Annotated in this window: 12 protein-coding genes and 3 pseudogenes; 10 read left to right on the top strand and 5 right to left on the bottom strand. The window is 72.1% G+C overall.

Going from position 1 to position 12,610, the window contains the following annotated elements; genetic code table 11:
• The first annotated feature begins 148 nt into the window (after positions 1-148).
• A pseudogene (locus tag AC067M_RS38925) lies at positions 149-1,001 on the top strand (class I SAM-dependent methyltransferase).
• Between the two features lie 34 nt (positions 1,002-1,035).
• Here AC067M_RS38925 and AC067M_RS38920 read toward each other — a convergent pair.
• Complete coding sequence (locus tag AC067M_RS38920; protein ID WP_478701724.1) at positions 1,036-1,386, bottom strand: hypothetical protein; 351 nt, start codon at positions 1,384-1,386, stop codon at positions 1,036-1,038.
• A gap of 177 nt (positions 1,387-1,563) precedes the next feature.
• Here AC067M_RS38920 and AC067M_RS38915 point away from each other — a divergent pair, with 177 nt between their 5' ends.
• The 6 genes and pseudogenes from AC067M_RS38915 to AC067M_RS38890 all read left to right on the top strand — a co-directional run bounded on the left by AC067M_RS38915 (position 1,564) and on the right by AC067M_RS38890 (position 5,056).
• Positions 1,564-2,430, top strand: coding sequence for a lysozyme (locus AC067M_RS38915; RefSeq protein WP_478701723.1), 867 nt, complete (start codon positions 1,564-1,566; stop codon positions 2,428-2,430).
• A gap of 128 nt (positions 2,431-2,558) precedes the next feature.
• Positions 2,559-2,762 carry a hypothetical protein gene (locus AC067M_RS38910; protein ID WP_478701722.1) on the top strand — a complete coding sequence of 68 codons (204 nt, stop codon included), beginning with the start codon at positions 2,559-2,561 and terminating at the stop codon, positions 2,760-2,762.
• Between the two features lie 38 nt (positions 2,763-2,800).
• Positions 2,801-3,603: pseudogene (locus AC067M_RS38905) on the top strand (alpha/beta fold hydrolase).
• Positions 3,600-3,853: pseudogene (locus tag AC067M_RS38900) on the top strand (hypothetical protein); the annotation flags it as partial. The pseudogenes AC067M_RS38905 and AC067M_RS38900, both read left to right, overlap by 4 nt.
• A gap of 72 nt (positions 3,854-3,925) precedes the next feature.
• A complete protein-coding gene (locus tag AC067M_RS38895) occupies positions 3,926-4,237 on the top strand; it encodes an STAS domain-containing protein (RefSeq protein WP_478701795.1) in 312 nt (103 codons plus the stop codon).
• Positions 4,238-4,303: 66 nt separating this feature from the next.
• On the top strand, positions 4,304-5,056 hold the full coding sequence (locus AC067M_RS38890; protein WP_478701721.1) for a restriction endonuclease: 753 nt from the start codon (positions 4,304-4,306) through the stop codon (positions 5,054-5,056).
• 6 nt (positions 5,057-5,062) lie between these two features.
• Here AC067M_RS38890 and AC067M_RS38885 read toward each other — a convergent pair whose 3' ends face one another.
• Positions 5,063-6,418, bottom strand: coding sequence for a lipase family protein (locus AC067M_RS38885; RefSeq protein WP_478701720.1), 1,356 nt, complete (start codon positions 6,416-6,418; stop codon positions 5,063-5,065).
• A 267-nt stretch (positions 6,419-6,685) separates the two neighbouring features.
• On the opposite strand from AC067M_RS38885, the gene AC067M_RS38880 reads away from it, so the two are divergent.
• Complete coding sequence (locus AC067M_RS38880) at positions 6,686-7,381, top strand: beta-glucanase (RefSeq protein ID WP_478701719.1); 696 nt, start codon at positions 6,686-6,688, stop codon at positions 7,379-7,381.
• A 13-nt stretch (positions 7,382-7,394) separates the two neighbouring features.
• On the opposite strand, the gene AC067M_RS38875 is transcribed toward AC067M_RS38880, so the two are convergent.
• Entirely contained in the window at positions 7,395-8,981 is a 1,587-nt protein-coding gene (locus AC067M_RS38875) for a glycerol-3-phosphate dehydrogenase/oxidase (RefSeq protein ID WP_478701718.1), read from the bottom strand.
• The gene (locus AC067M_RS38870) at positions 8,978-9,577 is read right to left on the bottom strand and encodes a TetR/AcrR family transcriptional regulator (RefSeq protein WP_478701717.1); all 600 of its coding nucleotides are present in this window, start codon (positions 9,575-9,577) and stop codon (positions 8,978-8,980) included. Before AC067M_RS38870 ends, AC067M_RS38875 begins: the two co-directional genes overlap by 4 nt.
• A gap of 99 nt (positions 9,578-9,676) precedes the next feature.
• Between AC067M_RS38870 and AC067M_RS38865 the strand changes: the two genes are divergently transcribed.
• Both AC067M_RS38865 and AC067M_RS38860 read left to right on the top strand, forming a co-directional pair.
• The gene (locus AC067M_RS38865; RefSeq protein ID WP_478701716.1) at positions 9,677-11,272 is read left to right on the top strand and encodes an FAD-binding oxidoreductase; all 1,596 of its coding nucleotides are present in this window, start codon (positions 9,677-9,679) and stop codon (positions 11,270-11,272) included.
• Positions 11,273-11,378: 106 nt separating this feature from the next.
• Entirely contained in the window at positions 11,379-12,260 is an 882-nt protein-coding gene (locus AC067M_RS38860; protein ID WP_478701715.1) for a diacylglycerol/lipid kinase family protein, read from the top strand.
• Between the two features lie 78 nt (positions 12,261-12,338).
• Here the strand turns inward: AC067M_RS38860 and AC067M_RS38855 are convergent, their stop codons facing one another.
• The gene (locus AC067M_RS38855) at positions 12,339-12,509 is read right to left on the bottom strand and encodes a hydrophobic protein (RefSeq protein ID WP_393627882.1); all 171 of its coding nucleotides are present in this window, start codon (positions 12,507-12,509) and stop codon (positions 12,339-12,341) included.
• Between the last annotated feature and the right edge of the window lie 101 nt (positions 12,510-12,610).

Below are 12,610 nucleotides of genomic sequence, written 5' to 3'. Positions count from 1 at the left end.
GTAACCACCGGCGTACCCGTACCACCCGCGCCACCCGGACGGGCCGCTTCGCTGGTCAACCGGCGGGGGCGGTGGTGCCGTGGACGGGAGAGTGCTCACGGGGCCGTTCCCGCGTCCGGGAAGCCCCTCTCGTACGGAGGTCACCGCCATGGCCCAGCACACGAAGCCGCCGAAGGCCCGGCGCACGAACCCGCCGAAGGCCCTGCGGAAACCGGACCGCGACCGCTCCACCCTCACCCACAAGCTCGGCTACGCCCTGCTCCACCCCGGCCGCGTCGCCCCGTACCTCCGCCGCGCCGGCCGGGACACCTGGCTGCGCCTCCGGCACCCCGACCACGTCGGCTACTACCGGGCGGTGATGGCCTCGGACACCCGCCGCGACCCCGAGGCCGCCGTCGGGAGCGGGAGCCATGAACGCTGGCTGGCACTGGGGCAGATGCAGTTCGACTACCTCGTCGAACACGGCCTGCTCCCCGAACACCGCATGCTCGACATCGGCTGCGGCAACCTGCGCGCCGGCTGGCGCTTCGTCGACCACCTCGACCCCGGCCACTACTACGGCGTCGACATCTCACCCGACATCCTGATCGCCGCCAAGAAGACGCTCACCGAGCGGGGGCTCCAGGACAAGCTGCCGCACCTGACCCTCACCGGCGACCTCACCCTGGACTTCCTGCCCGCCGACCACTTCGACGTCGTCCACGCGCACAGCGTCTTCTCCCACTCCCCTCCGCACGTCATCGAGGAGTGCCTGGCCCACGTCGGACGCGTCCTGACCGACAGGGGGTTCTTCGACTTCACCTTCGACCGCACCGAGGGCCCCGAACACCACGTCCTGCACGAGGACTTCTACTACCGCGCCGAGACCCTGCTGTCCCTCGCCCGCAGGCACGGCCCTGTACGCGCGCCTCATGGAGGACTGGGAGCGGCGACCGCACGGCCAGTCGAAGATCCGGGTGAGCCGGTCCCCGCTGCCGGAAGAGGCGGCGCCAACGCGGTGAGGGTCACGTGGCGGCCATGTCCTGGAGCTGCCCGTCAGGCCGCCTTCGGCTGGTACGCCGCGCAGTACGCGTCGGTGTCCAGGTCCACGTTGCCGGCCCGCAGTTCGTAGCGTGCGCGCAGCACGGAGGCGGCCTGTTCGCGGGGAACCGCGGTGAGGCCGAAGTGCTGGCGGGCGTACTCCAGGACGTCGTCGACGGTCACGCGACCGCGCAGCACCCGCTCGCCGCCCGCGCGCAGGTCGGCCCGCAGCCGGGCGATGACCTCCCTGCGGCGTACGGTGATGGCGATGTCGGCCGCGACACCCAACTGCGCTCGCAGGTGGTGTGCGCGTCGTGCGGACAGTTGCCGAGTCGTGCGGCCGCGCCTGCGGACCAAGTTCCTCATCCCAACCCCTCATGGCTCGTCGCCGTCCGGGTGGTGACGGACGGCGCCTGGATGACCTGTCACGCCCGCCTACCCGGAGACCCGACGTTCAGACGTTCGACCACGAGGGGGTACGGGAGAGGGAGGGCGCCCCGGGTGGACGACGCCGACGTGCGGGGAGACGTGACTGTGGGTCGGATGGGATCCGTGCATAGATCCCTGATCACAGCGGCGCGCCGCTTCCGCCTTCGTACGACGGGCCTGCTGCTCGCCGTGCTCGCGTTCGTCGTCCCCCTGTCCGCAGCCCCCTCGTCCGCCGACCACCGCCCGGTCCACGACACCTCCGCCCGCCACGGTCCGATCCGCGGCTCCGCCTACATGGGCATGGGCGTCCTGACCCACGACGGGTGGTCCGGCACCCCCGGCGGCACCCGGGTCACCCTCACCGAAGGTGTCGACGTCGCCAGCCACCAGAGCTCCGTCGCCTGGCCGACCCTGTGGGGCAACGGCGTCAAATGGGCCTACTCGAAGGCCACGGAGGGCACCTCCTACCGCAACCCCTACTTCGCCCAGCAGTACGGCGGCTCGTACGACGTCGGCATGGTCCGCGGCGCGTACCACTTCGCCACCCCGGACACCGGGAGCGGCGCCGCCCAGGCCGACTACTTCGTCGACCACGGCGGCGCCTGGTCGGCGGACGGAAAGACGCTGCCGGGCGCCCTCGACATGGAGTGGAATCCCTACGGCGACGCCTGCTACGGCAAGACGCAGAGCGCGCTCGTCAGCTGGATCCGCGACTTCCTCAACCGGTACAAGGCCCGCACCGGCAGGGACGCCGTGATCTACACGGCGACGAGTTGGTGGAGCCAGTGCACCGGGAACCACGCGGGCTTCGCCGCCACCAACCCGCTGTGGATCGCCCGGTACGCCTCCGACGCGGGCACCCTGCCCGCGGGCTGGGGCCACTACACGATGTGGCAGTACACCTCGACGGGCCGGACCGTCGGCGACCACGACGCGTTCAGGGGAGCTCCGACGGACCTGTGGGACCTCGCCATCGGCTGACACGCGAGCGCTCCCGTCAACCGTCACGCCCCCGAAACGCCGAAAAATTCACGCGAACGGCCCGCCCACCGGGCCGTGGCGGCGATGGTGCGGTGCGCTGGAAGCATCGCCGTCAAGGGAGGCGCGTCGTGTACGAGATGTGCGTAGGTCCGCAGGCAGGAAGTTCCGAGCTGGTGTGGCACGTGGTGGCCCGGCACGCGAGAAGCAGCCTCTGCGGAGTGGAGCTGTCGGTAGCGGGGCCCGGCCCGGCCGACACCGACCGCCACTGTGCGAGCTGCATGACCCACTTCCAGCAGTTGCTGGACGCCGGGGGCGACCACCGGAGGGGATGAGATGAACCGCCCATGCCCGTGGTGAGAGGATCGCGGGCATGGACATCCCCCGCCGCAACAACGTCACTGTCACCGGCAACCCGGGGGGACCGGTCGTGGTGCTGGCCCACGGCTTCGGCTGTGACCAGAACATGTGGCGGCTCGCGGTGCCCGCCTCGCGGAGACCCACCGGGTGGTGCTCTTCGACTACGTCGGCTCCGGGCGTTCCGACCCGGCCGCGTTCAGTGAGGACCGGTACTCGTCCCTGGACGGCTACGCCCAGGACGTGGTGGAGGTGTGCGAGGCGCTCGACCTGCGGGACGCGGTCTTCGTCGGGCACTCGGGCAGCGCCATGATCGGCGTCCTGGCCGCGCGCGACGCCCCGGGGCGCATCGGCGCCCTGGTCATGGTCGCGCCCTCGCCCCGCTACCTCGACGACGAGGGCTACCGCGGCGGGTTCAGTGCCGAGGACATCGACGAACTGCTGGCGTCGCTGGACGTCAACTACCTGGGCTGGTCGGCCGCCATGGGCCCGGTGATCATGGGGAACCCGGAGCGGCCGGAGCTCGGTGAGGAGCTGACCGACAGCTTCTGCGCCACCGACCCCGAGACGGCCCACGTCTTCGCCCGCACCACCTTCCTGTCCGACTCACGGGACGATCTGAAGACGGTCACGGTGCCGACCCTGATCCTGGAGTGCACGCAGGACGTCATCGCCCCGCGCGAGGGGGGCGCCTTCGTGCACGAGGCGATCCCGGGCTCGCGACTGGTCACCCTCGACGCCACCGGGCACTGCCCGCACCTGTCCGCTCCCGAGGCCACCAACGAGGCGATCAGCCGATTCCCTGCGGACCTACGATGATGTGCCGCGTCGGGCAGACCCCCGACCCGCCGGAGCCGCACGAGTCGCACAACCGCACAACCCGCACGACCCCCACGACTCGGACGACGGGGCGGCGGACGCGGCCTTCGCCGCGCTGCTGGAGGACAGCGCGGAGGAGCTGTACGAGACCGCCCCGTGCGGTTACCTGTCCACGCTCATGGACGGCACCGTCGCGAAGATCAACACCACCCTCCTCGGCTGGCTCGGCCTGACCAGGGACGCCGTCGTCTCCGGTAGCCTCCGCCCCGGGAGCCCCTTCGACCGCCCGACGCGACCCCGACCCCTCGACGAAGAACACGCCATGAGCCTGCTGAAGATCACCCCCCGAGATGCCGCCACCGGCCCCGTACTGGAGATCGGCGGGGAACTCGACTACTCCAACGCCGCCGAACTGCGCGACCGTGTGCCCCGGTTCACCCTCGAACCCGGCCAGTGCCTGATCCTCGACCTGGCCGGCCTCGAGTTCTGCGACTCCAGCGGCATCACTGCCCTGATCGCCGCCCGCAACCACGCCCGGGCAGCCGGTGCCGACGTCGCCCTGACCGGCGTACCGGCGAACACCCTGCGCATCCTGCGCATCGTGGGCCTCGACCAGATCTTCACGATCAACTGAACCGCCCGATCTTGGGCAGACGGACGAAGTGATCTTCACGTCGATCCCAAGAGGGGGCTCATCACCGTGGCCGTACCTGCGCGTCGTACCGCGTCCGCGAACCGTCGGCGTGCGTTCGACCTTCGCTCGACAGCTCTGTTCTTCGCCCTGCTCGCCGTGGTGGTGAGCATCCTGGGATTCGCGGCCCGCACGGTGGCCGACGTCGTCGAGCGACATCCCGGCTGGGCGTTGACCCTGCTTCTGCTGGGAGTCGGGGGCATCGCGGGACTGGGGCGCCGCATCCACCTGGCGAGAGCGGCACGACGGGCCGCGGCCGCGCTCGACGAGGCGGCGACGGAGGCCGCCGACGCGTGGGAGACCGCGACCGTTCCCCGTCCGCGCGTGGCATCCGGCATCGACGTCGACATCGACTACGACGCCCTGGACGCCGAGGAGTTCGAGGCGGCGATCGCCTCCCTGTGCGAGCGGGACGGCTGTTCCGACGTGGAAGTCGTGGGCGGTGCCGGGGATCTGGGCGCCGACGTCCTGGCCGTGTCCCCCGAGGGATGGCGGGTCGTCGTCCAGTGCAAGCGCTACGGCGACTCCCACCGGGTCGGCTCCCAGGACATGCAGCGCTTCGGCGGCACCTGCTTCACCGTCCACGGGGCCGACGTCGCCGTCCTGGTCACCACCAGCGACTTCACCGCGCCTGCGACGGAGTACGCCGAGCAGTGCGGGATCGTGTGCGTGGACCGCCGGGCGCTGCTGTCCTGGGCAGACGGAAGCGGGCCTCGCCCCTGGGAGGCCGTGAAGGCCGTCCGGGACGTCGAGGCCCGCTGACGTCGGTCAGCGCTGGAAGGGCATCGTCCAGCAGTTGGACGTCGTGGGCTTGCCCTCCAGGCGGTCGGTGAGCCAGGAGATCGCCGCGGTCTGGTCGGTGATGAGCGGGGCGACGTGGTTGGTGAGGAGTCGGTCACCGAGGTTGGGCAGGTCGACGGCCTCGTAGGTGACGTTGCCGCCCTTCCGGCACCAGTCCACGGCCAGTTGGCGGGCTTGAGCGTGCGGAACGATGTCGTCCTGGATGCCGGTGGCCAGTCGTACCGGGCCGGCCGGCTTGAGTGTTCCGATGCGCTGCTGGTCGAGGACGGCCTGGGCGCGGGGTTCGGCGGCGATGATCTCGGCGACGGACTTGCCGCTTGCCGTCCACGCGCTGCTGTTGGTGAAGCCGTAGCCGAAGATCGCGTCACCGACGCACATGGTCGAGGTGTCGGCGAGGGCCTTGCGCCCGACGTCGTTGACGTTCGCCTCGACGACGCTTCGCATGTCGGGGTACGCCTGCGCGAAACCGTTGATCGACCAGCCCAGGGCACCGGCCAGAGCGCTCCCGTCGATGCCCTTCATGACGGAGGTCAGGTCGGCGGGCGGCGCGCCCGAGTAGGTCCCGGCCAGGACGACGTCGGGCGCGTACGTCGGCTGCAGTTCGGCCGCGGAGGCACTGGCGCCGCCGCCCTGGCTGTAGCCGTAGAGGGCGACGCGGGAGCCGGAGGTGAGGGACGTCGCGGGCAGGGCGCGGGCCGCGCGGACGGCGTCCAGCACCGCGTGTCCCTGGTCCAGGCGGTTGACGTAGGTGTGCAGACGGTCGGTCTCGCCCAGGCCGACGTAGTCGGTGACGACGACGGCCGCTCCGGTGGCGAGGAGACGGTAGACCGACAGGTTCTCGTAGGCGATGGACGCTGTCTGCCCGTTGAGGGTGAGGGGGTGTTCCAGGGCGAACGAGGGCGCGCACTGGTCGCCCTGGCCCATGGTTCCCGAGGCAACCGCGACGAGGGGACGCGGTCCGCCGCCCTTCCATTCGGCGGAGGGCTCGATGTAGGCGCCGGTCACCGCCACCGCCCGGCCGCTGGAGTCGGTGGACTTGTACATCAGGCGGGTCGCCGTGCCCGGCAGGGGGCGGCCGTCCAGGCCGGGCAGCGAGAGTCCGAGGGGAAGGGGCTCCTTGCGGATCAAGGTGCCGTTGGCGGTGGGCAGTTGCGTGGGCGGGGTGTAGAAGGCGGGGATCGTGACTCCCCGGGACACGACGGGTTCGGCGTCCGTGGCGGCGCCGGACGGGCTCGCGCTGACGCAGACGCAGGCCACGGCGGCGATCGCGACGGCGGTCAGGCGGCTGAACGTGGAACGCGGACGGGCTGTGTAGCGGCTCACAGTTCACTCCTCGCGCTGCTCCGTTTCAGGGTGGCGAAAAACTAGCACTGCTTATTTACCGTCGGTAACACCTTGAGGAGTTACGCTCCGGTAACTATTTCTGGGGTCCAAGGGCATGGCGTGGTGCCGGAGGCCGCGCATTCACCCGACCGAGTGATATGAGCTGCTGACACTCCGAAGGGCGGCATGCCGCAGCACACCCCGGGCAGAACCCCTGCGCCCAGCCGCGCCAGCCGCGCCCATTCGCGCCGGGGAAGGAGGAGCCGTATGCCTGCCGACCCCGCCTTCGCCGCTGACCCCACCGCCGCAGCCGACCCCGTCCTCACCGCCGACTTCGCCTCGGCCCGGCAATGGGTCGCGGGGCGTTCGTGGGCCTATCCGGACGGCGGACCCGTCAACCCCGGTGACAACAAACTGGACCACCTGGTGGCGGACCCCGACTACTGCCGCGGCGGGACGTTCCGGGCGACGCGTCGCCCCGACGCCCTCTGGGACACCGGGCTGCTGACCACCGAGGGCAGCGAGGAGGGGTTCCTCGTCCGGACCGGGGACCTGCTGCGGACCCGGGTGCGGCTGCCCACCGAGACCGGCGCGTGGCCGGCGATCTGGACGTGGCGCGACGGCGACCAGGAGATCGACGTCTTCGAGTACCACCCGGACAACCCCGACCGGCTGGAGTTCTCCAACCACGTGCGCGGCGGTCACCTCTACCACCGCGACGACGCCGTCCGCCCGGGCGCCTGGATCGACCTGGCCGTCGAGTTCGGCGCGCGCCGCGTCGTCTGGACGCTGAACGACACGCGCGTCTACACGAACCGGCACGGCGTGGGGCGCGACTGGCACGCCCACCTCATCGTCAACCTCTCCGTGTGTGCGGGCCGTTACCACCCGGCTCCGGACCCGGACGTCACGGAGATGTCGTTCGAGGTCGCGAGCCTGGTGGTGTACCGGCCGGCCGCGTAGAGGCTGCGGCAGGTCATCCCTTCCGGTCGGAGGCCTCCGCCAGCAGGTCGCGCACGGTGTCCAGCGCGGCCGCCCGGTCCTCGGGCACCAGCCCGATGCGCGTACGACGGTCCAGCAGATCGGCCTCGTCGAGCGCACCCTCGTGCCGGACGGCCCACCGCAACTCGGCCCGGGTGACGGGGTGTTCCGGCAGTACGCGGTCGTTGAGCCGGGGGTCGCGGGCGCCGAGTGCCTGGACGGCCGGTGCCTCGGTGCCGTAGCGCCGCAGCAGGCGGCGGGGCACGGGCAAGGCGTCGAGGACGCGCGGGGCTGCGGCGCCGACCAGCGGGAGGCCGGCGGTGCGAGAGGGGGCCGCGTCGAGTCGGGCCCCGGCCACGGCGGCGTCGACGGCGTCCTCGGCCATGCGCCGGTAGGTGGTGAGCTTGCCGCCGACCACGGTGACGACACCGTCCTGCGAGGTGATGACCGCGTGCCGGCGCGAGATGTCGGACGTCCTGCGCGTGTCCTCCGGCTGCCCCGCGGGAGCGACGTCCAGGAGGGGGCGCAGGCCCGCGAACGCCCCCACCACGTCGGACCGGTGGACCGGCGTGTTCACGACGGAGCCGAGGACGTCGAGCAGGAACCCGATGTCGGACTCCGGCGCCTCGGGGACATCAGGGACGTCGCCGTCGACGGGCTCGTCAGTGAGCCCGACGTAGACCCGGCCGTCGCCCTGGGGCAGCACGAGGACGAAGCGGTTGCTCTCGCCGGGGATCGGGATGTGCAGCCCTGAGGGGAGAGAGCCGAGGTGCTCCGAGCGCAGCACGATGTGCGTGCCGCGCGAGGGGCGCACGCGTATGCCGTCCACCAGGTCACCCGCCCACACACCCGAGGCGTTGATCACCACGCGGGCCCGGATCTGCCCTTCCTCGCCGGTGAGTTCGTCGCGCACCACGGCTCCGGACCCGGTGAGCCGCAGCACGCGGACCCGGGTGAGGACGCGCGCGCCGTGCGCCGCGGCGGTGCGGGCGAGGGCGGTCACCAGGCGGGCGTCGTCGGTGACCCGCCCGTCCCAGGACAGCAGCCCGCCGCGCAGACCGTCGGTGCGCACCGACGGGGCCATGCGGTGAGCCTCCACCGCCGAGAGCCGGCGCGGTGCGGGCAGGGTGGCCCGGGCCGTACGCGCCGCCAGACGCAGGGTGTCACCGGCCCTGAAACCGGCCCAGGCGAGGGCGGCCTGTCCGCGGGAGACCAGTGGAGTGAGGGGCAGCAGGAAGGGCTGGGCGCGCACCAGATGGGGCGCCGTCCGCTCCATCAGCACCCCGCGCTCCACCGCACTCTCGTGGGCGACGTCCAAGTGGCCCGAGGCGAGGTAGCGCAGCCCGCCGTGAATGAGCTTGGAGCTCCAGCGGGAGGTGCCGAAGGCCAGGTCGTAGGCGTCGACAGCGACGACGTCCAGGCCGCGGGCCGCCGCGTCCAGGGCGGCTCCGGCGCCGGTCGCGCCGAGTCCGACGACCAGGACGTCCACGACCTCGCCGCCCACGGTGTCCGCGAGTTCGCGCGAGCGCCGGGCGGCGGACAGTGACGATCCAGGGGCTGCAGGAGTGTTGGCGGGACTCACGGCGTGAGGGTCCTCTCCAGGATGATCCGCAACTCGGCGAGGAACGCCGACGTGTTCAGGTCGCCGTCGTCCTCGTCGGTCATGGTCCGCAGCGACAGGGTGAAGGACTGCACGACGAGCAGCAGGGAGCGCGCCTGCCGTTCGGCGTGACCGGCCCGGACCGACCCGTCGGCGTGCCCTTCCCGCAAGCCGTCGGAGAGCAGCTTCAGCAGCGCCTCCTGGCTGGCCCCGCGGCGGTCCAGGACGTAGGGGAGGAGCAGCTCGGGATCGACGTCGACGATCTTGCGGAAGAGCGGATGGGCACGGAAGGCGTCCACGCCGGCCACGAGCCCGTCGACGACCAGGGACCGCGCATCCGCCCCCGCGCGGCGCTCGGGCATCGCGCGGGTGGCCACGTCGACCCACTCACGGGTCATCAGGTCGCCGACCAGGGAGCGCACATCGGGCCAGCGTCGGTAGATCGTCATGCGCGAGACCCCCGCGCGACGGGCCACGTCGGTCAGCGTCGTACGCCGGACTCCCACGGCCAGGACACAGTCATGCACCGCGTCGAGCACCGCGTCGCTGTCCGCATAGTTGTGACGAATAGGCGTCATGTGTCACAGTGTAACTCCCGGTGAGGTCCGGCGGGGCGCTTCCCCCAGCCCCGACCGCACAGGACGCAATCCCTACATCGACCGGTGAGGACGCACGCCATGGACATGCTGTGGAGCGGCTGGGGCGACCCGGCCAGGGCGACGCCCCTGCCGGACACGGTGATCGGGCTGTTGCGCGATCTGCTCGGCGTGAAGCCGAGCGACGCCGAACCGGTCGCCCTCGACGAGATCGCCGTACCCGAGCCGGCCCTCGACACGAGCACGCTGCGCGCGCTGCTCATCGCCGTCGGCGGTCGGGCCCCGTGCCTGCGGACCGACGCGGAGACGCGCGTACGGCACACGCGCGGCAAGTCCACGCCCGACCTGCTGCGGCTCCGGCGCGGCGACGTCGACGACGTGCCCGCCGCCGTGGTGCTCCCGGAGAGCCACGACGAGGTGCTCGCGGTGTTGGAGGTGTGTGACGAACACGGCCTGACGCTGGTGCCGTTCGGCGGCGGCACCTCGGTGGTCGGCGGCTTGGCCCCCGGCCTGCGCGGCGCCTTCGTCGCCCTGGACCTGCGCCGCATGGACCGCCTGCTCGCCCTCGACCCGGTCTCCCGCACCGCCACCCTGCAACCGGGGCTGCGCGCCCCGCAGGCCGAGGCGCTGCTGGGCGAGCACGGCTTCACCCTGGGGCACTTCCCCCAGTCCTACGAGTGGGCCACCATCGGCGGGTTCGCCGCGACCCGCTCCAGCGGACAGGCCTCCGCGGGCTACGGCCGCTTCGACGAGATGGTCCTCGGCCTGACCCTCGCCACCCCCCGGGGCACCCTGGACACGGGCCGCGCCCCCCGCTCGGCCGCCGGCCCCGACCTGCGCCAGCTGATCCTGGGCTCGGAGGGGGCGTTCGGCGTGATCACGTCCGTGACCGTGCGGATCCGACCCGTCCCGCAGACCCGCGTCTACGAGGGCTGGCGCTTCGCCTCGTTCCAGGAGGGCACCGACGCGCTGCGCAGGCTCGCCCAGGACGGCCCGCGCCCGACCGTGCTGCGGCTGTCCGACGAGACCGAGACGCTCATCGGCCTGGCCCAGCCCGACGCCATCGGCTCCGGCGCCGGACAGAACGCGGGATGCCTGGCGATCGCCGGCTTCGAAGGCACACCGCAGGACACCGCTCACCGCCGGGAGCACGCCGCCGCCGTACTGCGCGACTGCGGCGGCACGCCCCTGGGGACGGAACCGGGGGAGAAGTGGGCCCACGGCCGCTACTCAGCCCCCTACCTGCGGGACGCGCTGCTCGACGCGGGGGCGTTCGCCGAGACGCTGGAGACCGCCACCTTCTGGTCCCGCGTCCCGGACCTGTACGCCTCCGTCCGTGAGGCGCTCACCACGGCCCTCACCGAGGCCGGCACCCCGCCCCTGGTCATGTGCCACATCTCCCACGTCTACGACAACGGCGCCTCCCTGTACTTCACCGTCGTCTCCGCCCAGGGCGCCGACCCCGTCGCTCACTGGACGCGGGCCAAACGCGCCGCCAACGAGGCGATTCTCGCCGCCGGAGGCACGATCAGCCATCACCACGGGGTCGGCACCGACCACCGGGACTGGTACGTCCGGGAAGCCGGCCCCTTGGGCGTCGACGCCCTACGGGCCGTCAAGCAGCGGATGGATCCGGCAGGAGTGCTCAACCCCGGCGTCCTGCTGCCCGCGGATTGAACCCGTGGACTGAACCGCGGACTGCACTCGCGGATTGAACCCGCGGACTGACCCGACACCTCGCCACTTCTCCTCGAACAACCAGCCGTCAGCCCGGAGGCCCCCGATGCGACAGTTCACCGCGGTCGTCAACCCCACCGCAGGCGGCTCCACCGGGGCCGCCGCGCTGCTCGCGGTGGCGCGGCTGCTGCGGGAGGCGGGCGGGGAGTTGGAGACGGAGTACAGCCGTAGCCTGGCGCACGCGCAAGACCTCGCGCGGGAGGCCGGGCGGCAAGGGCGCGTGGTGCTGGCGGTCGGCGGGGACGGCATCGCCGGGGCCGTCGGAGGAGCCCTCAGCGGTACCGGCGCGACCCTCGGCCTTGTCCCGGCCGGGCGCGGCAACGACTTCGCGCGGGCCCTCGGGCTGCCGACGGAGGCGGCCGCGCTGGCCGAGGTGCTGCTCCGCGGCGAACCACGCGCCGTCGACACCATCGCGGTGGAGTCGGCCGTCCACCACGGCACCGTCGTCCTCGGCAGCGTGTACGCGGGCGTCGACGCGGTCGCCAACCGGCACGCCAACAGGGCGAAGGTGCTGCGGGGCGCCGCCGCCTACTACGCCGGCGGGCTGCGGGCGGTCGCCACCTGGCGTCCGGCGCACTACTGGGTCACGATCGACGGCGAGGAGCACGCGCACAGCGGCTACACGGTGGTGATCGCCAACTCCGGCTCCTACGGCTCGGGCCGGATCATCGCGCCCGGCGCCCGTGTCGATGACGGCCTGCTCGACGTCGTGACGATCCGTGAGGCGCCGCGGCACCTGTTCTTCACCCTGATGAACGAACTCCGCTCGGGCGCCCACGTGGCACGGCCCGAGGTGCGGATCCTGCGCGGCAGGGAGGTCCGAGTCGAGGCCGACCGACCCGTGCCCTACGGCGCCGACGGCGAGGTGGAGGCCGTCCTCCCGGTCACGGCCAGGGTCCAGCCGGGAGCACTGCGGGTGCTGTGCTGAACCGGAGTCGGTCACGGACGCCCGTGGGCCCCGTCGGCGGGATGCCGACGGGGCCCACTCATGCCGTGATGCTCCCGGCTACCAGCGGTACCAGCGACCCCTGCGGCCGCCGGCCCCCGCGGGCCGTACCAGGAAGCCCACCAGCCATAGCACCAACACGATGACGGCGATCCACCACAGGGCCTTGAGCGCGAAACCGGCGCCGAAGAGGACCAGTGCCAGAAGCAGAACAAGAAGCAGGGGAACCATTGTTATCAACCTCCAAGGGTTCAAGTGCCCCGCAAAATGCCCATCACGCACCCGTAATCCGCACGTTTGTTCCACAAAAGGCGGGGCATCCGAAGCGGTTC

The sequence above is a fragment of the Streptomyces sp. NPDC043427 genome, from assembly GCF_056436655.1.
Note: the sequence above shows the minus strand (reverse complement) of the source record. Positions and strands in the feature narration are given on the sequence as shown.

Bases quoted from the DNA above. Each gene is read 5' to 3' on its own strand.
- AC067M_RS38920 (WP_478701724.1), bottom strand. From the start codon at position 1,386: ATGAGGAACTTGGTCCGCAGGCGCGGCCGCACGACTCGGCAACTGTCC.
- AC067M_RS38915 (WP_478701723.1), top strand. From the start codon at position 1,564: ATGGGATCCGTGCATAGATCCCTGATCACAGCGGCGCGCCGCTTCCGC.
- AC067M_RS38895 (WP_478701795.1), top strand. From the start codon at position 3,926: ATGAGCCTGCTGAAGATCACCCCCCGAGATGCCGCCACCGGCCCCGTA.
- AC067M_RS38880 (WP_478701719.1), top strand. From the start codon at position 6,686: ATGCCTGCCGACCCCGCCTTCGCCGCTGACCCCACCGCCGCAGCCGAC.
- AC067M_RS38870 (WP_478701717.1), bottom strand. From the start codon at position 9,577: ATGACGCCTATTCGTCACAACTATGCGGACAGCGACGCGGTGCTCGAC.
- AC067M_RS38865 (WP_478701716.1), top strand. From the start codon at position 9,677: ATGGACATGCTGTGGAGCGGCTGGGGCGACCCGGCCAGGGCGACGCCC.
- AC067M_RS38860 (WP_478701715.1), top strand. From the start codon at position 11,379: ATGCGACAGTTCACCGCGGTCGTCAACCCCACCGCAGGCGGCTCCACC.
- AC067M_RS38855 (WP_393627882.1), bottom strand. From the start codon at position 12,509: ATGGTTCCCCTGCTTCTTGTTCTGCTTCTGGCACTGGTCCTCTTCGGC.